Annotated in this window: 16 protein-coding genes; 10 read left to right on the top strand and 6 right to left on the bottom strand. The window is 72.8% G+C overall.

Going from position 1 to position 19,412, the window contains the following annotated elements; translation table 11 throughout:
* The first annotated feature begins 369 nt into the window (after nt 1-369).
* The 4 genes from AC1C2V_RS01780 (at nt 370) to AC1C2V_RS01795 (ending at nt 4,734) form a co-directional block, all read left to right on the top strand.
* A complete protein-coding gene (locus AC1C2V_RS01780; protein WP_495387849.1) occupies nt 370-1,887 on the top strand; it encodes an MmgE/PrpD family protein in 1,518 nt (505 codons plus the stop codon).
* A 10-nt stretch (nt 1,888-1,897) separates the two neighbouring features.
* The gene (prpB, locus tag AC1C2V_RS01785) at nt 1,898-2,809 is read left to right on the top strand and encodes a methylisocitrate lyase (RefSeq protein ID WP_495387850.1); all 912 of its coding nucleotides are present in this window, start codon (nt 1,898-1,900) and stop codon (nt 2,807-2,809) included.
* Between the two features lie 64 nt (nt 2,810-2,873).
* A complete protein-coding gene (locus AC1C2V_RS01790) occupies nt 2,874-4,040 on the top strand; it encodes a bifunctional 2-methylcitrate synthase/citrate synthase (RefSeq protein WP_495387851.1) in 1,167 nt (388 codons plus the stop codon).
* A gap of 67 nt (nt 4,041-4,107) precedes the next feature.
* A complete protein-coding gene (locus AC1C2V_RS01795; RefSeq protein ID WP_495387852.1) occupies nt 4,108-4,734 on the top strand; it encodes a CYTH domain-containing protein in 627 nt (208 codons plus the stop codon).
* A 250-nt stretch (nt 4,735-4,984) separates the two neighbouring features.
* Here the strand turns inward: AC1C2V_RS01795 and AC1C2V_RS01800 are convergent, their stop codons facing one another.
* The 3 genes from AC1C2V_RS01800 to AC1C2V_RS01810 all read right to left on the bottom strand — a co-directional run bounded on the left by AC1C2V_RS01800 (nt 4,985) and on the right by AC1C2V_RS01810 (nt 8,493).
* Complete coding sequence (locus tag AC1C2V_RS01800) at nt 4,985-5,791, bottom strand: M15 family metallopeptidase (RefSeq protein ID WP_495387853.1); 807 nt, start codon at nt 5,789-5,791, stop codon at nt 4,985-4,987.
* A 264-nt stretch (nt 5,792-6,055) separates the two neighbouring features.
* Entirely contained in the window at nt 6,056-7,108 is a 1,053-nt protein-coding gene (locus tag AC1C2V_RS01805) for a hemolysin family protein (protein WP_495387854.1), read from the bottom strand.
* A complete protein-coding gene (locus tag AC1C2V_RS01810; protein ID WP_495388431.1) occupies nt 7,105-8,493 on the bottom strand; it encodes a hemolysin family protein in 1,389 nt (462 codons plus the stop codon). The genes AC1C2V_RS01805 and AC1C2V_RS01810 overlap by 4 nt, the downstream gene beginning before the upstream one ends.
* A 268-nt stretch (nt 8,494-8,761) precedes the next feature.
* Here AC1C2V_RS01810 and AC1C2V_RS01815 point away from each other — a divergent pair, with 268 nt between their 5' ends.
* The 3 genes from AC1C2V_RS01815 to AC1C2V_RS01825 all read left to right on the top strand — a co-directional run bounded on the left by AC1C2V_RS01815 (nt 8,762) and on the right by AC1C2V_RS01825 (nt 14,812).
* Nucleotides 8,762-9,508, top strand: a complete 747-nt coding sequence (locus AC1C2V_RS01815; protein ID WP_495387855.1) for a response regulator transcription factor — start codon at nt 8,762-8,764, stop codon at nt 9,506-9,508.
* Nucleotides 9,509-9,611: 103 nt separating this feature from the next.
* Nucleotides 9,612-10,688 carry a HAMP domain-containing sensor histidine kinase gene (locus AC1C2V_RS01820; protein ID WP_495388432.1) on the top strand — a complete coding sequence of 359 codons (1,077 nt, stop codon included), beginning with the start codon at nt 9,612-9,614 and terminating at the stop codon, nt 10,686-10,688.
* A 320-nt stretch (nt 10,689-11,008) separates the two neighbouring features.
* Entirely contained in the window at nt 11,009-14,812 is a 3,804-nt protein-coding gene (locus AC1C2V_RS01825; protein WP_495387856.1) for a multifunctional oxoglutarate decarboxylase/oxoglutarate dehydrogenase thiamine pyrophosphate-binding subunit/dihydrolipoyllysine-residue succinyltransferase subunit, read from the top strand.
* Between the two features lie 170 nt (nt 14,813-14,982).
* On the opposite strand, the gene AC1C2V_RS01830 is transcribed toward AC1C2V_RS01825, so the two are convergent.
* Nucleotides 14,983-15,978 (bottom strand): aldo/keto reductase, encoded by a 996-nt coding sequence (locus AC1C2V_RS01830; protein ID WP_495387857.1) that lies wholly within the window; start codon nt 15,976-15,978, stop codon nt 14,983-14,985.
* A gap of 134 nt (nt 15,979-16,112) precedes the next feature.
* On the opposite strand from AC1C2V_RS01830, the gene AC1C2V_RS01835 reads away from it, so the two are divergent.
* Nucleotides 16,113-17,039, top strand: a complete 927-nt coding sequence (locus AC1C2V_RS01835; RefSeq protein ID WP_495387858.1) for an aldose 1-epimerase family protein — start codon at nt 16,113-16,115, stop codon at nt 17,037-17,039.
* 119 nt (nt 17,040-17,158) lie between these two features.
* Nucleotides 17,159-17,761: a GDSL-type esterase/lipase family protein gene (locus AC1C2V_RS01840; RefSeq protein ID WP_495387859.1), complete on the top strand. Its 603-nt coding sequence runs from the start codon at nt 17,159-17,161 to the stop codon at nt 17,759-17,761.
* Between the two features lie 6 nt (nt 17,762-17,767).
* Here the strand turns inward: AC1C2V_RS01840 and AC1C2V_RS01845 are convergent, their stop codons facing one another.
* Both AC1C2V_RS01845 and AC1C2V_RS01850 read right to left on the bottom strand, forming a co-directional pair.
* The gene (locus AC1C2V_RS01845; RefSeq protein ID WP_495387860.1) at nt 17,768-18,286 is read right to left on the bottom strand and encodes a mycothiol transferase; all 519 of its coding nucleotides are present in this window, start codon (nt 18,284-18,286) and stop codon (nt 17,768-17,770) included.
* Nucleotides 18,287-18,318: 32 nt separating this feature from the next.
* Nucleotides 18,319-19,116, bottom strand: a complete 798-nt coding sequence (locus AC1C2V_RS01850; RefSeq protein WP_495387861.1) for a DUF4097 family beta strand repeat-containing protein — start codon at nt 19,114-19,116, stop codon at nt 18,319-18,321.
* 151 nt (nt 19,117-19,267) lie between these two features.
* On the opposite strand from AC1C2V_RS01850, the gene AC1C2V_RS01855 reads away from it, so the two are divergent.
* Nucleotides 19,268-19,342, top strand: coding sequence for a 50S ribosomal protein bL37 (locus tag AC1C2V_RS01855; protein WP_099052597.1), 75 nt, complete (start codon nt 19,268-19,270; stop codon nt 19,340-19,342).
* Nucleotides 19,343-19,412: the final 70 nt, after the last annotated feature.

Genomic DNA, 19,412 nt, shown 5'->3' on the forward strand with positions numbered 1-19,412 from the left:
GGGCCGCGGCACGCGGTGTGCCGTGACAACCCGGCCCGTGACGGGGAACGGGCGCCCGCAACAGAAGCGGACGCCGAGCCCGAACATGGGCGGCCACGTTACCGATTCTTGACCCCGAATCAAGTTAGCCGGGGCAATCACCGTCCCCGACGGCCGGAGGGCCGGCGTCGTCACCTGCGACGACACCGACCCTTGACCGGTCATTCGTGAAGCCCGCCACAGGGGTGCCGGACGGCGCGTGGGCACGGGTTCGCCACGGCCGCGCTCGCTGGACCCCGCGCGCGCCGGGCGTTACGTTCTCGGGGCAGCCCGGAGCGCGGGCGGCGACGGCGCCCGCACGGGGCCTGCACCCACCGGAGGACTCCCCGCATGATCGACCACGAGGTCCGCGTCTACCGTTCCGACGAGCCTCTGCCGCGCGAGCAGCAGCTGGCGTGGAAGATCGCGGAGGTCGCCGCCGAGCAGCTCGAGCCGACGGCCGAGGTCGCGGACATGGTGATCAACCGGGTCATCGACAACGCGGCCGTGGTGACCGCCTCCCTGGGCCGCGGCCCGATCCTCGCCGCCCGCGCACAGGCGGAGGCCCACCCGGTCTCCCGCGGCGGAGCGGGCGCGACCATCGTCGGCTCCCCCTCGCGCACCAGCCCCGAGTGGGCTGCGTGGGCGAACGGGGTGGCCGTGCGCGAGCTCGACTACCACGACACGTTCCTGGCGGCCGAGTACTCCCACCCGGGCGACAACATCCCGCCCGTCCTCGCCGTCGCCCAGCACCTGGGCCGCAGCGGCGCCGAGCTGCTCCGCGCGATCGTCACGGGCTACGAGATCCAGGTGAACCTGGTCAAGGGCATCAGCCTGCACGCGCACAAGATCGACCACGTCGCCCACCTCGGGCCGTCCGCCGCCGCGGGCCTCGGCACGCTGCTCGGCCTGCCCGTGGAGACCGTGTACCAGGCCGTGGGCCAGGCGCTGCACACGACGACGGCCACCCGGCAGTCGCGCAAGGGCGAGATCTCCACCTGGAAGGCGCACGCCCCAGCGTTCGCGGGGAAGATGGCGGTGGAGGCCGTGGACCGCGCGATGCGCGGGCAGACCTCCCCCAGCCCCATCTACGAGGGCGAGGACGGCGTGATCGCCTGGCTGCTCGACGGTCCGGACGCGCGGTACACCGTGCCGCTGCCGGCCGCGGGCGAGGCGCGCCGCGCCATCCTGGACACGTACACCAAGGAGCACTCGGCCGAGTACCAGGCGCAGGCGTGGATCGACCTCGCGCGGCGCCTCGGCGCCGAACGGCCCGAGCTGCGCGACCCGGCGAACGTCGCCGCCGTCGTGCTGCACACGAGCCACCACACGCACTACGTCATCGGCTCCGGCTCGGGCGACCCGCAGAAGTACGACCCCGCCGCGAGCCGCGAGACGCTCGACCACTCGATCCCGTACATCTTCACGGTGGCGCTGCAGGACGGCGCCTGGGACCACGCGGCCAGCTACGCGCCCGAGCGCGCCGGCCGCCCGGACACCGTGGCGCTGTGGCGCAAGGTCACGACGGCCGAGGACGCCGAGTGGACGCGCCGCTACCACTCCGTCGACCCGGCCGAGAAGGCGTTCGGCGGCCGGGTGGAGATCGAGCTGGCCGACGGCTCGCGCGTGGTCGAGGAGATCGCCGTGGCCGACGCGCACCCGCTCGGTGCGCGTCCGTTCGCCCGCGAGCAGTACGTGGCGAAGTTCCGCGCGCTCGCCGCGGGCGTCCTCGCGGACGGTGAGATCGAGCGGTTCCTGGACGTGGCCCAGCGTCTGCCCGAGCTCACGCCCGACGAGCTCGCCGGCCTGACGGTCACCCCGCTGGCCGACCCGCTCGCCGGGCACCCCGTGCCCGCCGGCATCTTCTGAGAGGCGACCGATGCTCTACTCCACGACCACCCCGGCCGCGAAGCGCGCGGCGTTCCGCGCGCGGCTGCGCTCGGGCGAGCTGCTCCAGCTGCCCGGCGCGTTCAACCCGCTCGCCGCACGGCTGATCCAGGACAAGGGGTTCGACGGCGTCTACGTCTCGGGCGCCGTGGTCGCCGCCGACCTGGGTCTGCCCGACGTCGGGCTGACGACGCTCACCGAGGTCGCCACCCGGGCCGGCCAGGTCGCTCGCATGACCGACCTGCCGACCCTCGTCGACGCCGACACCGGGTTCGGCGAGGCGATGAACGTGGCGCGCACCGTCCAGACGTTCGAGGACGCGGGCGTCGCCGGCCTGCACGTCGAGGACCAGGTGAACCCCAAGCGGTGCGGGCACCTCGACGGCAAGCAGGTGGTGGACGAGCCCACGGCGCTGCAGCGCGTGCGCGCGGCCGTCGCCGCCCGCCGGGACGACAACCTGCTGGTCATGGCGCGCACGGACGTGCGGGCGGTCGCCGGGCTGGACACCGCGATCGACCGCGCCAAGGCGCTGGCCGACGCCGGGGCGGACGCGATCTTCCCGGAGGCCATGCGAGACCTCGCGGAGTTCGAGGCCGTCGCGAACGCCGTGGACGTGCCCGTGCTGGCCAACATGACCGAGTTCGGCAAGTCCGAGCTCTTCACCACCCGGCAGCTGGCCGACGCCGGCGTGGCCCTCGTCATCTACCCGGTCTCGCTGCTGCGGCTCGCCATGGGCGCCGCCGAGCGCGGCCTGGACGCGCTGCGGGCCGAGGGCTCGCTCACGGGCGAGGTCGAGCACATGCAGACCCGCGCCCGCCTGTACGAGCTCCTGGACTACGCGGCCTACTCGGCCTTCGACACCGGGGTGTTCGACTTCTCCCTGGACGACAACCAGCACGGCTAGCTCCCGCAGCACTCGCGCCGCAGCCGCCGTCGACCGCACGCAGCACCGCAGCAAAGGAGCACCGATGACCGAGCACACGGATCCGACCGCCGGGCAGTCCACGGATCCGGAGGTCCGCCGCGGGTTGGCCGGGGTGGTCGCCGACGTCACGGCGATCTCCAAGGTCGACCCGGAGACCAACTCCCTGCTGTACCGCGGCTACCCGGTGCAGGACCTCGCGGCGACGCAGCCGTTCGAGGCGGTGGCGTGGCTGCTCTGGCACGGCGAGCTGCCCACCGACGCGGAGCTGGCCGCGCTGCGGGCCACCGAGCGCGACCACCGTCGCCTCGCCGACGACGTCCGCGGCGCGATCGACCTGCTGCCGCCGAGCGCCCACCCGATGGACGAGCTGCGCACCGCCGTGAGCGTGATCGGGGCGCGGGAGGCCGCCGGCCTCACCGCGATGGAGGCCGCCGGGGACCGGGCAGTGAACCTCGAGCGGAGCGTCCGTCTCTTCGCCGCCCTGCCGGCCGCCGTCGCGCACGGGCAGCGCCGGCGCCGGGGGCTCGAGCCGGTCGAGCCGCGCGACGACCTCGACTTCTCCGCGAACCTGCTCTGGATGACGTTCGGCATCGAGCCGGACCCGGTCGTCGTCGACGCCTTCAACCGGTCGATGATCCTGTACGCCGAGCACTCGTTCAACGCGTCCACCTTCGCGGCCCGGGTCATCACGTCCACGCTCAGCGACCTGCACTCCGCCGTCGTGGGCGCGATCGCGGCGCTCAAGGGGCCGCTGCACGGCGGCGCGAACGAGGCCGTGATGGACACGCTGGCCGAGATCGGCTCGGCCGAGCGCGCGGCCGCGTGGCTCGACGACGCGCTGGCCGCGAAGCGCAAGATCATGGGCTTCGGCCACCGCGTCTACAAGCACGGCGACTCCCGCGTGCCGACCATGAAGGCGGCCCTCGACACGCTCGTCGTCCACTACGACCGCGCGGACCTGGGTGCCCTGTACGACGCCCTCGAGTCCGAGTTCGTGGCGCGCAAGGGCATCTACCCGAACCTGGACTACCCGTCCGGCCCGGCGTACCACCTCATGGGCTTCGACACGCCCACGTTCACGCCCCTGTTCGTCGCGGCCCGCGTCACCGGCTGGACCGCGCACGTGCTGGAGCAGCAGGCCGCCAACGCCCTCATCCGTCCGCTGTCGGCCTACGTGGGCCCCGAGCGTCGCGAGGTGCCCCGGCGGTAGGCGATCCGTCCACGCGGGCCGTCCACGGGCACACGGAGGGAAGCCTGAGGCGCACTAGGCTCGCGGCATGTCCACGGACTACGCAGACTTCGAGTTCGAGCGCCGGTTCTTCGTCCGGGAGCTGCCCGACGCGCTCCGGGACGCGCCCGCGCTGATCGTCCAGTCGTACTTCCTGTCCGACGGCGGCTTCGCCCTGCGGGTACGGGTGCAGGCCACAGGGGTCGAAGCGCGCCTGGGGCCGGAAAGCGACGCCCGCGACGTGCTCGAGCTCTACCGCACGCGCGTCGACTTCGCCGCCGTCACCGTCAAGGGCCCGTCCGCGGGCGGCACCCGGTACGAGGCCGAGCGTCAGCTCGACCCGCTGGTGGGCGTCGAGCTGGTGCGACGCGGCGGCGCGCACGTGATCAAGACGCGGTACGCCGCCTGGCTGGGCGCGGACGGCTGGTCCATCGACGTCTTCGGCGGCGCCAACGCACCCCTGATCGTGGCGGAATGCGAGCGGTCCGGCCCGGTCACGGACCTGCAGATCCCCGACTTCTGCGTCACCGAGCTCACCGACGACCGCCGGTTCTCCAACGAGTCCCTCGCGGTCGACCCGTTCCGCGTCTGGTCCGCCGCCTACGCCCAGGAACTCGCGGGCCAGGGCCCCCGCTTCCGCGACGACTTCGGCGGCAACACGACCATCACCACCTGACCACTCCGCCGGTTCAGCCCGTCGAAACCCCGCCGGTTGAGCCCGTCGAAACCCCGCCGGTTGAGCCCGTCGAAACCCCGCCGGTTGAGCCCGTCGAAACCCCGCCGGTTGAGCCTGTCGAAACCCCGCCGGTTGAGCCTGTCGAAACCCGGTTTCGACAGGCCCAATCCACGGCGAGGGTGGTTTCGACAGGCTCAACCAACGGAGAGCGGGAGGGGCGAGGGCCGAGGAGCAACCACCAAGCGAAAGCTCAGTGCCAGTAAGAGACCTCTTCGACGCCGGGTCTGTACTCGAAGTGCCAGGGTTCGTAGTTGCCCATGCCCCCGCGCTGCGCCCACGGCGGGTTCTCCCACCCGTACGCCGGCCCGTTCTCCCACAGCCAGCCGTAGACGTCGCTGGAGCGGTACTCGTCGCCGCACATGTCGATGGCCAGGCCCCAGCCGTGCATGGAGGTGCCGGGGGTGGCGGCGAGGTAGCCGCGGCTCGCCTTGACGGAGTATTGCGAGGAGATCGAGCGGTAGCTGTCGACCATGCACAGGTCGCGGCCGAACCGGGCACGGAAGGCGTCGTTGAGGGCGCTGAGCGCCACTGCGGCGTCGGCCCGCAGCATCTCGCCGTCCTGCCAGATGTCGCAGAGGGAGTGGTCGGCCAGCGTCCCGTTGCCGCCGTCGATGGGGGCGTCGGCCTCGCAGCCGGGCAGGGGGCTGCGCTCGGTGGAGCGACTGGCCGCAGCGGCCTCGACGCGGACGTCGCGGGGCGCGGCGGCGATCGCCTGGGAGGTGCTGGGCGTGTCGACGCCCTCCTTGAGGAGGGCGAGGGTGGAGGGGCCGGCGGGCTGCGTGTCGATGTCGAACGGTGTGCCGCCCGAGCTACCCTGCGCGTCGGTCACGAGCGGGGCCGCGATGGTCGCCGCGGCGAGCGAGCCGAGCACGGTCAACCGGGTGACCCAGGTGTGCCCCGTGGGGGCGGCGTGCCGGCCGCCGGTGCGGTCACCGGACGAGGACGGGGTGTGCTTGCGAGGCTTCTTGCCGGCTCTGGCGAGCTCTGCCTCGCGCATCTCCCGGCGCGAGCGGGGCGCGAGTGCGTCACCCGGTGACGTCGCCTCCACAGCACCTCCGCGCTCCTGCCGGCCGGCCGCCGTGGCCGCCCGGTCTCCCCCGGACCCAGACACGGACCGCGCGCTGCCCGCGTGCCCTGCACGCGGCCGCACGACCGATCCGTCACGGAACCATAACGGTGACGCGCGCCCGCGCCAAGTCCCGGTCCACGATCGGCCGCGCCCCGGCCAGGGCCGCGCCCCGTGGGAACGTGTCCATACAGGTCACGGACGCCGCTGCATCGCGTCCCTGACCTCGCCGACGAGCTCCTCGAGGATGTCCTCGAGGAACACCACGCCGAGCACCCCGTGCGGGCCCTCGACGCGCGCGAGGTGGGCGCCGGAGCGCTGCATCGCCCGCAGGGCGTCCTCGACCTCGTCGTCGGGCCGCACGGACGCGAGGGCGCGCACTCGCCAGGCCGGGACGGGGTCGAACCGGTCGCCGTCGGACGCGTACAGCACGTCCTTGAGGTGCAGGTAGCCCCGCAGGGCACCGGCGTCGTCCTCGGGACCGTCCCCGCACACGGGGAACCGGCTGAAGCCGGTGCGGGCCACGAGGTGCTCGACGTCGTCCGGGGTGGAGTCGGGTCCCACGACGACCAGGTCGTCCACCCTCACCATGACGTCGCCGGCGGTCCGGGAGGAGAACTCGATCGCGCCGGCCAGCAGCCCCTGCTCGTCGCGCAGCACGCCCTCCGCCTGGGAGTGCTCGACGATCGACTGCACCTCCCGCGCCGTGAAGGCGGAGGCCACCTCGTCCTTGGGCTCGACGCCCGCGAGCCGCACCGCGTGGTTCGCCACCCAGTTGAGGGCGGAGATGACGGGGCGCACCACGCGCCCGAGGAGCACCAGCGGGGGCGCGAACCAGAGCGCCGCCGTCTCGGGCCCCGCCACCGCGAGGTTCTTCGGCACCATCTCGCCGAGCACCACGTGCAGGTAGACCACCAGGGCGAGCGCGATGACGAGCGCCGCCGGGTGCACGAGAGCCTCGGGCATGCCGAGAGCCTGGAACGGCCCTTCCAGCAGGTGCGCGATCGCCGGCTCCGCGACGATGCCCAGGCCGGTGGAGCACACCGTGACGCCGAGCTGCGCGCAGGCGAGCATGAGCGAGACGTGCTCCATGGCCCACAGGGCGGTGCGGGCCCGGCGGTCGCCGGCCTCGGCGCGCGGTTCCATGGCGCTGCGGCGCGCGGAGATGACGGCGAACTCGGCGCCGACGAAGAAGGCGTTCCCGGCGAGCAGCAGCAGGCCGACCAGCAGCGCGGTCCCGGTGCTCATCGCCCCTCCTCCCGCGCGTCGCCCTGGGCGCTCCCGCCGCGCCGGTGGCCCGACGACGCCGTGGGCAGCACCCGCAGGCGCTCCACGCGACGCGCGTCCATCGCCTCGACCCGCAGGTGCGCGTCCCCGGCGTCCACCTCGTCACCCACGTCGGGCACCCGCCCGAGCTCGGCCATGACCAGGCCGCCGAGCGTCTCGTACGCCGGCCCCTCGGGGACGACCAGCCCGGTCCGTTCCTCGAGCTCGTCGGGGCGGAGCATCCCGGGCACGACCCACGACCCGTCCGTGCCACGCACCACCCCGGCGCGCCTCGGGTCGTGCTCGTCCGCCACGTCGCCCACCAGCTCCTCCACCACGTCCTCGAGCGTCACGATGCCGGAGGTGCCGCCGTACTCGTCCACGACCACCGCCATCTGCAGGCCCAGGCCCCGGAGCTCGACCAGCAGCGGCCCGAGGCGCACCGTCTCGGGCACCCGGGGGGCCTCGACCATGAGCGCGGCGGCGGGCACCTCGCCGCGCCGGTCGTGCGGCACGCCGATGGCCCGGCGCAGGTGCACCAGCCCGACCACGTCGTCGCGGTCCTCGCCGATCACGGGGAAGCGCGAGTGCCCGGTACGGCGCGCGAGCGCCACCACCTCCGCGGCCGTGGTGTCGCGCTCGGCGACGGCCATGCGCATGCGGTCCGTCATGACGTCGCGCGCCGACAGCTCGTCGAGCTCCAGGGAGTTGGTCAGCAGCGTCGCGACGGACGGGTCGAGGGTGCCTTCCTGCGCCGAGCGCCGCACCAGGGCCAGCAGCTCCGACGACGAGCGCGCGCCGGAGAGCTCCTCGCGCGGCTCCACCCCGACGCGGCGCAGCAGCGCGTTGGCCGACCCGTTGAGCACAGCGATCAGCGGGCGCAGCAGCATCGTGAAGACCCGCTGCACGGGCACGACGAGCCGCGCGGTGGCGTGCGGGGCGGAGAGGGCGAAGTTCTTGGGGATCAGCTCGCCGAAGAGCATCGAGAAGGCGTTGACCACCACGAGTGCCAGGATCCCGGCCAGGACGCCGGCCACCCCCTTGCCGAGCGACGTGCCCGCGAAGGCCTCGGAGAACAGGGACAGCAGCGCCGGCTGGGCGGTGTAGCCCAGCAGGATGGTGGTCATCGTGATGCCGACCTGGGCGGAGCTCAGCTCCGTCGACAGGTGCTTGAGCCCGGCGCGGACGGCTCGGTCCCGTCGGTCGGACGGGCGCGCGCCGCCGTGCAGCGGACTGTCGCCCTCCTCGTCGTCGGCCGCGAGGACCGCTGGATCGAGCGTGACGAGGGAGAACTCGCTCGCCACGAACACGGCGGTCCCTGCGGTGAGCACGACGCCGAGCGCGATCATGAGCACGTCGCCTAGCACGAGCGGCTCCAGGAAGGTCGGCGCCAGGAGGACAGGCGCCACGTGCGGCGGGGTGGCCGGTTGCCAAGGGAGCACGGCGCGGCGGTCCGCGCGACATTTCGACTCTCGTCCATCGTGCTCCGATGTTATCGGGCGACCGCTCCCGGGCGAGTCGACGTCCTCCTGGCGCCCTCTGGCGCCCTTCTGACGCCCTTCTGGCACCCTCCCGACGTCCGCGCGGCCAGCGTGTACTCAGCGCGTCCACAGGGAGCCGGTGCAAGATGGTTCCATGACCACCGCGACACCTCCGAGCGCCCCGGGCACCCCGAGCTCGTCCGGCCAGCAGAACGCCACCGTGCTCGTTGTCGAGGACGAGCCCGCGATCGCGGCCGCCATCGCACAGCGCCTGTCGGCCGAGGGCTGGCGCGTGGAGGTCGCGCGCGACGGCCTGGCCGGCGTGGACGCCGCCATGCGACTGCAGCCGGACGCCATCGTGCTCGACGTCATGCTGCCCGGCATCGACGGGCTCGAGGTGACCCGGCGGATCCAGGCCGAGCACCCGATCCCGATCCTCATGCTCACGGCGCGCGACGACGAGACCGACATGCTGGTCGGGCTGGGGGTCGGCGCCGACGACTACATGACCAAGCCCTTCTCGATGCGAGAGCTGGTGGCGCGCGTGAAGGCGCTGCTGCGGCGGGTGGAGCGCGCCACCCAGGCCGCCGTCACCACGCCCGCGGACCCGCCGATGGTCATGGGCGACGTGACGATCGACCGGGCGCAGCGGCGAGTGCACCGCGGCAGCGAGGAGGTCCACCTCACGCCCACCGAGTTCGAACTGCTCGTGATGCTCGCGAGCTCGCCCAAGACGGTCCAGACCCGCGAGCGCCTGCTCGCCGAGGTGTGGGACTGGGCCGACGCGAGCGGCACGCGCACGGTCGACTCGCACATCAAGGCGCTGCGCCGCAAGCTCGGGCCGGACCTGATCCGCACCGTGCACGGCGTGGGCTACGCCTTCGAGCCGCCGGAAGCCTGACGTGGCCGCCCCCGTCGAGGGCCAGCACGGCAACCGGCACGGCGCGGGGGACGACGCACCGCGCACCTCGGCCCGCCACCCGCGCCGCAAGGAGCACCACCGGCTGCCCGACGTCCGGCCCCTCGACCCGCTGCGCTCGCTCAAGACGAAGCTCGGCGTGCTGGTCGTCGCCACGGTGACGTTCGCCGTGCTGATCACCTGGCTCGGCCTGCGCAACGGGCTCGGGCCCAGCCGCACCTTCCCGCTGGCGATCTTCCTGTCACTGGTCATCACACAGCTCCTCGCGCGCGGCATGACCTCCCCCCTGCGCGACATGACCGCGGCCGTGCAGGCCATGGCGGCCGGCGACTACTCGATCCGGGTGCGGGCGACCAGCCGCGACGAGGTGGGGCAGCTCGCGGAGACGTTCAACGTGATGGCGGCGGACCTCGGCGCCTCGGACCGGGTGCGGCGCGAGCTGATCGCGAACGTCTCGCACGAGCTGCGCACCCCGGTGGCCGCACTGCAGGCCCAGCTCGAGAACATGGTGGACGGCGTCACGGAGCCGACGCCGTCGGCACTGGAGCTCTCGCTCGAGCAGACGGAGCGCCTCACGCGGCTCGTCACGTACCTGCTGGACCTGTCGCGCGTGGAGGCGGGCGCGTCGGCGCTGGTGCTCAGCGAGTTCTCGGTGGGCGACTTCCTCGAGGAGTCGGCGCAGGCCATGTCGATGGTCGACGCGGCCAAGGGCCTGAGCTACGTCGTCGACGTCACGCCGCCCGATCTCACGCTCGAGGCCGACGTCGAAAGGCTGCGGCAGGTGGTCACCAACCTGCTCCAGAACGCGATCCGGCACTCGCCCCACGGTGGCACCGTGCGCCTGGACGCCTACCCGGTGGACGACGACGTCGTCCTCGAGGTCAGCGACGAGGGGCCGGGCATCGCCCCGGAAGACCGCGGACGCATCTTCGAGCGGTTCGCCAGCGGGTCGGCGTCCTCCCGCCCGCCCGCCGCCCCCACGTCCGGCGGCGGGGTGGCGAGCGGCGGCACCGGCATCGGGCTCGCCATCGTGCGCTGGGCGGTGGACCTGCACGGCGGGCACGTCGAGGTGGCGGACAGCGACCGTGGCGCGACGATGCGCGTGACCCTCCCCGCCCTCGCCCGGCCGGCGCCCGGTGTGACGACCGAGCCCGACGACTGACCCCCCGCGTCCGGACTCGTCGCGGCTCCGACACTCGCGCCTCGGGCGTGAGATTGCTCACACCCGCATGCCGCGATTGGCCGCGCGTGGTCCGGTCATGACGCCGCTCGACGGAATCTTCGGGTCGACCCGAAGAGTCGTTGCCCACCCCATTACCGGACGGCCACGATGCCCGTGGCGCGGCCCGGAACGGCCGTCTGACGCCGCTCGCCCTCCCTGGCAGGGACCCGCGGAGGGCATAGGCTTGGCCGTACGCACCGGCACCGTCGGGCGTTTCCGAACGAACAATCTGCAACTGTGTGAAAGTGGGCGATCCGCGCGTGGTGTCCCCGAAGGACGGGTCAAAGTCGATCAGCGTGGCGAGCGCGTTCGGAGCCAACGAGTGGCTGGTGGACGAGCTCTACGAGCAGTACCTCAAGGACAAGAACGCGGTCGACCCCGCGTGGTGGGACTTCTTCGCCGACTACGAGCCCGGTGAGGCGAGCAACGGCGCCGCTCCTGCGACGCAGCCCGAGCCGTCGGCCCCGGTGACGCCCGCCGTCCAGGCCGCCCCCGCTCCCGCCGCTCCCCCTGCGGCAGCACCAACGCCCCCCGCGAAGCCGGCGGCCACCGTGCCCCAGGAGGCGCCCGCGCCCCCGGCTCCGCTCTCCGCCGACCCCGAGGTGAGCGCCGTGCGCCCGGTCGCGGAGGCGCTCCCCTCCACCGCCCCCTACGCCGAGGTCGCGAAGACCGCGCCGAAGACCGCCGACGGCGTGGCCACCGACGCCGTGCAGAAGCTGCGCGGCCCCGCCGCGCGCGTCGTGACCAACATGGAGGCCTCGCTCGAGGTCCCGACCGCCACCTCGGTGCGTGCCGTGCCCGCCAAGCTCATGGTGGACAACCGCATCGTTATCAACAACCACCTGGCCCGCGGCCGAGGCGGCAAGATCTCCTTCACGCACCTCATCGGCTTCGCGCTCGTCGAGGCGCTGTCCGACATGCCGGTGATGAACGCGCACTACGAGAGCGTCGACGGCAAGCCGCACGTCGTGCAGCCCGCGCACGTCGGCTTCGGCCTCGCGATCGACCTCGCCAAGCCGGACGGCACGCGCCAGCTGCTCGTGCCCAGCATCAAGAAGGCCGAGGAGCTGGACTTCGCCGGCTTCTGGGCGGCGTACGAGGAGCTCGTCCGCAAGGCCCGCGGCGGCAAGCTCGGCATGGACGACTTCGCCGGCACCAGCATCTCCCTCACCAACCCCGGCGGCATCGGCACCGTGCACTCGGTGCCGCGCCTCATGGCGGGCCAGGGCACCATCATCGGCGTCGGCGCCATGGACTACCCGGCGGAGTTCGCCGGCGCCTCCGAGGAGCAGCTCGCCCGGATGGGCATCTCGAAGGTCATGACGATCACGTCGACCTACGACCACCGCATCATCCAGGGCGCCCAGTCCGGCGAGTTCCTCAAGGCGCTCGCGAACAAGCTGCTCGGCCTCGACGGCTTCTACGACCGCGTGTTCGCCGCGCTGCGGGTGCCGTACGAGCCCGTGCGCTGGGTGCGCGACAACACGGTGGACGCCGACGTCGAGGCCGGCAAGCCGGCCAAGATCGCCGAGCTGATCCACTCCTACCGCTCGCGCGGCCACCTCATGGCCGAGACCGACCCGCTCGCCTACCGCCAGCGCAAGCACCCGGACCTGGACATCCAGAACCACGGCCTCACGCTCTGGGACCTGGACCGCACGTTCCCCACCGGCGGGTTCGGCGGCAAGACCAAGAACACGCTGCGCGACATCCTCGGGCTGCTCCGCGACTCGTACTGCCGCTCGATCGGCATCGAGTACATGCACATCTCCGACCCGGCCCAGCGCAAGTGGCTGCAGGACCGCCTGGAGGCCGGCTACGCCCGCACCCCGCGCGAGGACCAGCTGCGCGTCCTGCGCCGCCTGAACTCGGCCGAGGCGTTCGAGACCTTCTTGCAGACCAAGTTCGTGGGTCAGAAGCGCTTCTCGCTCGAGGGCGGCGAGTCCGTCATCCCGCTGCTCGACGCCATCCTCAGCCGGGCCGCCGAGGGCGGGCTCGACGAGGTCGGCATCGGCCTGGCCCACCGCGGCCGGCTCAACGTGCTGGCGAACATCGCGGGCAAGAGCTACGGCCAGATCTTCAAGGAGTTCGAGGGTCAGCTCGACCCGAAGAGCGTGCAGGGCTCCGGCGACGTCAAGTACCACCTGGGCACCGAGGGCGTGTTCACCGCCGAGACCGGCGCCACGACCAAGGTTTACCTCGCCGCGAACCCCTCGCACCTCGAGGCCGTCGACCCCGTGCTCGAGGGCATCGTGCGGGCCAAGCAGGACCGCATCGACCTGGGCGGCGACGGCTTCTCCGTCCTGCCGATCCTCATCCACGGCGACGCGGCCTTCGCCGGCCAGGGCGTCGTGCCCGAGGTGCTCAACCTCGCGCAGCTGCGCGGGTACCGGACCGGCGGCACGATCCACGTGATCATCAACAACCAGGTCGGGTTCACCACCGGCCCGTCGTCGTCCCGTTCGACCACCTACGCGACCGACGTCGCGAAGGGCTACCAGGTCCCCGTCTTCCACGTGAACGGCGACGACCCGGAGGCCTGCGTCCGCGTGGCCGAGCTGGCCTTCGCCTACCGCGAGCAGTTCGACCGTGACGTCATCGTCGACATGGTCTGCTACCGCCGCCGCGGGCACAACGAGGGCGACGACCCGTCGATGACGCAGCCGCTGATGTACAACCTCATCGAGGCCAAGCAGTCGGTCCGCAAGCTGTACACGAAGAACCTCGTGGCGCGCGGCGACATCACGGTCGAGGAGGCCGAGCAGGCGCTGCAGGACTACCAGGCGCAGCTCGAGCGGGTCTTCACCGAGACCAAGTCCGCCGGCACCGCCTCGACGCCCGACGGCGACGACGAGATCCTCGGCCTGGAGCGCCCGGAGTCCCAGCGCGAGGGCGCCGGCGACATGGTGGGCTGGCAGACGGCGGTGTCCCACTCCGCGCTGGAGCGGGTCGGCGCCGTCCAGGTGGCCGCCCCCGAGGGCTTCACCGTGCACCCCAAGCTCGCGCAGCTCCTCGAGAAGCGCCAGCTCATGGCCAAGGAGGGCGGCATCGACTGGGGCTTCGGCGAGCTCCTCGCGTTCGGGACCCTGCTCATGGAGGGCACCCCCGTGCGCCTCGCGGGCCAGGACTCCCGGCGCGGCACCTTCGTGCAGCGCCACGCGGTGCTGCACGACCGGAACACCGGCGCCGAGTGGACGCCGCTGCTGTACCTGTCGGGCGACCAGGCGAAGTTCTGGGTGTACGACTCCTCGCTCAGCGAGTACGCGGCCCTCGGCTTCGAGTACGGCTACTCCGTGGAGCGCCCCGACGCGCTCGTGCTGTGGGAGGCGCAGTTCGGCGACTTCGTCAACGGCGCCCAGACGGTGATCGACGAGTTCATCTCCTCGGCCGAGCAGAAGTGGGGCCAGAGCTCGTCCCTGGTCATGCTCCTGCCGCACGGCTACGAGGGGCAGGGCCCGGACCACTCCTCGGCCCGCATCGAGCGCTTCCTGCAGCTCGCCGCGGAGAACAACATGACGGTGGCCCAGCCCTCCACCCCCGCGTCGTACTTCCACCTGCTGCGCCAGCAGGCGTACGAACGCCCGCGCCGGCCGCTGGTCGTCTTCACGCCGAAGCAGCTGCTGCGCCTCAAGGCGGCGGCCTCCAGCGTCGAGGACTTCACGACCGGCACCTTCGAGCCCGTCCTGCGCGACACCACCGTGGACCCGGCACAGGTCGACCGCGTGCTGCTGTGCACCGGCCGCCTGTACTACGACCTCCTCGCCGAGCGCACCAAGCGGGAGGACACCCGCACCGCGATCGTGCGGCTGGAGCAGCTCTACCCGTTCCCGGAGGAGCAGGTCCGCGCAGAGCTCGCCAAGTATGCCGGCGCCGAGGTCGTCTGGGTCCAGGACGAGCCGCAGAACCAGGGCGCCTGGTCGTTCCTGCACCTGGCGTTCCCGGAGGACCTGCCGCGCGTGCGGGTCGCCTCACGCCCCGCGTCGGCCGCCACCGCCGCCGGCACGGCCAGGCGGCACAAGGAGCAGCAGGAGATCCTGCTCGCGCAGTCCTTCGACCGCGCCTGACGCCGAGCGCGCCTGACGCCGAGATAGAGAAGGCGGACCCGCGAGAGAGAGAAGCTCGGACGACACCGCACTGGTTGCGGTCTCGTCCGAGCTTCTCTCTCTCGCGGGTCCGCCTTCTCTATCTCGGCGTTGTGGTCACCGTTGGTGGGCGGCAACCGGCCGGTCCCTGGTCACCATCGGTCGTGCACGTGCTCCTTGATCGACTCCTCGTAGATCTCCCGCACGCCGGAGGAGAACAGCGGGCCGAGCGTGTCGACCGAGCCGGCAGCGGCGTTGAGACGCGCCTGCTCGGGGCTCCGTGCACCGGGGATCACGGTCGACACCCCGGGCTGCTGCCACACCCAGGCGATGGCGGCCTGTGCGGGCGTGAGGTCCTGGTTCAGGGCGGACCCGGCGAGCTCGGCGAAGCGCACGGCCGCGTCGACGCCGACGTCGAACGGCACGCCGGCGAACGTCTCGCCGACGTCGAACGCCTTGCCCTCGCGGTTGAACGTGCGGTGGTCGTCCTCGCCGAACGTCGTGTCGTGGGAGTACCGGCCGGACAGGAGCCCCGAGGCCAGCGGCACGCGCGCGATGATCCCGACGCCCGCCGCGGAGGCCGCCGGCAGCACCTTCTCGAGGGGCTTGAGCCGGAAGGCGTTGAGGACGATCTGCACCGTGGCGACGCCCGGGCGCGCGATCGCGGTGAGCGCCTCGTCGACGGTCTCGACGGAGACGCCGTACGCGGCGATCGCGCCGTCCTCGACGAGCGCGTCGAGCGCGTCGAACACCTCGTCGTCGGAGTACACCGCCGTGGGCGGGCAGTGCAGCTGCACCAGGTCGAGCGTGTCGACGCCGAGGTTGCGGCGCGAACGGTCGGTCCACTCCCGGAAGTTCGCCAGCACGTAGTTCTCCGGCACCTGGTCCATGCGCCGGCCCATCTTGGTGGCCACGGTGACGCCGTCGCCGCGGTGGTCGGCGAGGAAGGCGCCGACCGCCTTCTCGCTGCGGCCGTCTCCGTAGACGTCCGCGGTGTCGAAGAACGTCACGCCGGAATCGAACGCGGCATCGAGCACTGCCCGGGCCTGGTCGTCGTCGACCGAGCCCCAGTCAGCACCCAGCTGCCAGGTTCCCAGGCCGACGACCGACACCAGCCGGCCGGTGCGGCCGAGCACCTGTTTCTCCATCGTTCCTCCGTTCGGTGGCGCTACGCGTGACGCGCGGCGCGGGCCCTCGGACGCGAGGGGACGTCTTGTCAGATCTGGCTCCCCCCAACGCTACGTCGGCCAGGTCGATCCGGCGTCCCGACTACGGTGTGAGCGTGAACACCGCTGACTCCTCCGCCGTCCCCACCCCGTCGGGCCGGCAGTTCCGCATCGCCTCCGGCGAGCACCGGGCCACCATCGCCGAGGTCGGCGCGATGGTGCGCGAGTACACCGTCTCCGGGCGCGACGTCTTCGTCCCGTTCACCGAGGACGAGCCCGCCCCCGTCTTCAACGCCGCCGTCCTCCTGCCCTGGCCGAATCGCCTGCGCGACGGTTCCTACACCGCCGGTGGCGCCCGGTACCAGGTGCCCGTGAGCGAGCCCGACCGCGGCACGGCCCTGCACGGCCTCGCCTGCTGGTACCGGTGGACGCCGGTCGAGGAGGCCGACGACAGGATCACCCTCGAGCTCGCCCTGCCGGCGCAGAAGGGCTGGCCGTTCCAGCTCGTCTTCCAGGTGCGGTACGCGGTCTCCGACGCCGGGCTCTCGGTGACCGTGACCACCCGCAACGTCGGCGCCGGGACGGCGCCGTACGGTGTCGGCTTCCACCCGTGGCTGTCGACGGGCGGCGCGCCGCTCGACGAGTGCACCGTGAGCCTGGACGCCGAGACGCACGTCACCGTGGACGACCGGCTGCTCCCCACCGGCGCCGAGCCGGTGGGCGGCCCCTACGACCTGCGCCGCACGCGGTCCCTCGCCGGGATCGACCTCGACGACGCCTGGGTGGACGCCACCCGGGACGACGCCGGGCTGTCGTGGGCACGCCTCGGCTGCCCCGACGGGCGGACCGCCGCGATCTGGATGGGCGACTCCCTGGACTGCTGGCAGGTGTGCACGGCCGACCACATCTCCGGCTACGAGCGGTACGGGCTGGCGGCGGAGCCGATGACCTGCGTAGCCGACGCCTTCAACACCGGCGAGCGGCTCGTGCGGCTCGCACCGGGCGACGAGCACGTCGTGCGGTGGGGTGCCACGCTGCTCTGACCCGCGTGCGGCGCGGTACCACGGCACCGGACGGCTCGGCGTGGGATCCTTCGCCACGGCCGGGCGTGGCCCAGAATAGCCGCGCAACTGCGAGACAGGACTTGGACGGTGAAGGCTCAGTGACCCAGACCGAGGTGCGCATCTGCGTCGTGGGCGACGAGCTCAGCGTGGGCGTCGGAGACGCTCGTGCCCTGGGGTGGACGGGGCGTGTCATGGCGCGCACCCGGTTCGGCCGCCCGGCGATGGCGTTCACGCTCGCCGTGCCCGGGGAGACCAGCTCCGCGCTCGGCGCGCGGTGGCAGGCGGAGACCCAGTCGCGCTTCGGCCCCGAGGACACCTGCGAGAACCGCCTCGTGGTGGCGCTCGGCCGCCACGACGTCGGCTCGTCGCTCTCGGTGGCGCGGTCCCGGCTCAACCTGGCGAACGTCCTGGACGTCGCGGAGTCGAGCCGGGTCCCGGCCTTCGTCGTCGGCCCCCCGCCGGGCCTGCCCGAGGACGGCGGCCGCATCGCCGAGCTCTCGGCCGCCTTCTCCGACGTCGCGAGCCGACGCCGCGTGCCGTACGTGGACACGTACACGCCGCTGGCGCAGCACGAGCAGTGGCTCGCGGACCTCGCGACGAACGGCTCCACGTACCCGGGTCAGGCCGGGTACGGCCTCATGGCGTGGCTCGTGCTGCACACCGGGTGGCACGGCTGGCTGGGGCTGCCCGCCGACGAGTGACGGCCCTCAGACCCCGGCACGCCGGGCGAGTCCGCGCACGTAGGCGGCCTGGCCCACGTGCTGCAGGTCGTCCGCCACGACGCTGACGAGCCGCACGCCCAGCGTGACCGGTGGGTCCCAGTGCGTGTCGACGACGCGGTCCAGGTCGCCGGCCGTGACGGTGTCCAGGTACGCCGTCGTGGCGGCGTGCACGTCGTCGAGGTAGCCGGCGAGCAGCTCTGCGTCGACGCGCACCGCCCCGACCTGCTCCGCCGAGTGTCCGTACCCCGTGTCGGCCGCCGCGAACGGCAGGGCGAACCGGTCGGCCCAGCCCCCCGCCGTCCAGCGCTGCTCCGTGCCCGCCACGTCCGCGACGTGGTCGTCCTGCACCCGCGCCAGGTGCCACACGAGCCACGCGACGGTGTTGGCATCCGGGTCGGGGCGGTACGCGAGCTGCTCCGGCGTCGCGCCGCGGAGCACGCGGCCGGCCTCCTCGGCAACGCGTCCGAAGGCGTCGGTCAGCAGGACGACGTGGGGTGCGGGCATAGCGGTAGCTCCTTCGTGAGGACTGTCGGGGATCAGCGACGGTCGACGGTGACGTGCGCCGAGGTCACGGTCGCGGACAGGTAGGCGGCGCCGCGCCCGTCGGCGGGCAGCTCGGAGTGGTCGACGACCAGCGTGGCGCCGGAGCTCGGCAGCACCGAACCGTCGAGCACGACCTGCCCCGTGGCGCCGCGCACCTTGACGTTCACCGGCGTCCCGGCGGCGAGGCGCACGTCGAGGGCGCCGGAGACGGTCTTGGCCGTGATCATGGGACTCGCCTGCGCACTGATGGTCGCCGCCCCCGACACCGTGCTGAGGGATACCCGGGCGAGGGCACCGGAGAGCGCGACCCGTCCCGACACGACGGAGGCCGAGACGTCGCCCGTGTGCCCGTCGGCCGATACGTCGCCGGAGACGGCCCGCAGCGACATCGGCCCGGTGGTACCGGAGGTCCGGACCGTGCCGGTCACGGTCTTGACGGCGACCTTCCGGCCGCCCGTGACCTCGACGTCGGCCCCGACGGTGCCGACGTCGACGGCCGCGGCGGGCGGTACCGTCACGCGGACCACCGCACGCTCGCTCTCCCGGAGGTTCTTCAGCTTCGACATGACGGAGTCGAGCGCCGAGCTCTCGTAGCCGACGCGTAGCCGGTCGCCGTCCCGCGTCACCTGCAGCGGCTTGCCCCCGACCTCGAGCACCTCGACCCGCGCCCCCGTGGCCGCCGGGTCGGCGACCACCTCGGCCCGGCCGTCCTGCAGGCGGAGCGTCACTCCCGAGACCTGCTCGACGTCGATCGTCTGGGGGGCGGCGACCGCCCACGACTCTGTGCTCATGAGGCTCCCTCGTGCTTGGTGGCTGGTACGAGGCCCACCCTTCCAGAGTGCGCCCGACACCCGGATCGGGGATGACCCGGATTCCGGACCCGGGCACCGGGTGTGGGATTATGAGCCCGACCCCTGATCCATCCTTCGTGAGGAGACCATCATGAGCAAGCGCGGTCGCAAGCGCCGTAGCCGCAAGGGCAACGCCGCCAACCACGGCAAGCGTCCCAACGCCTGAGGCTCCCGTCTCGGCAAGACAGAGAGGGGCGGAACACCCCGATGTGTGGTTCTCCCCCCTTTTTCTTTTT

It is taken from the genome of Isoptericola sp. Y541 (genome assembly GCF_059445465.1).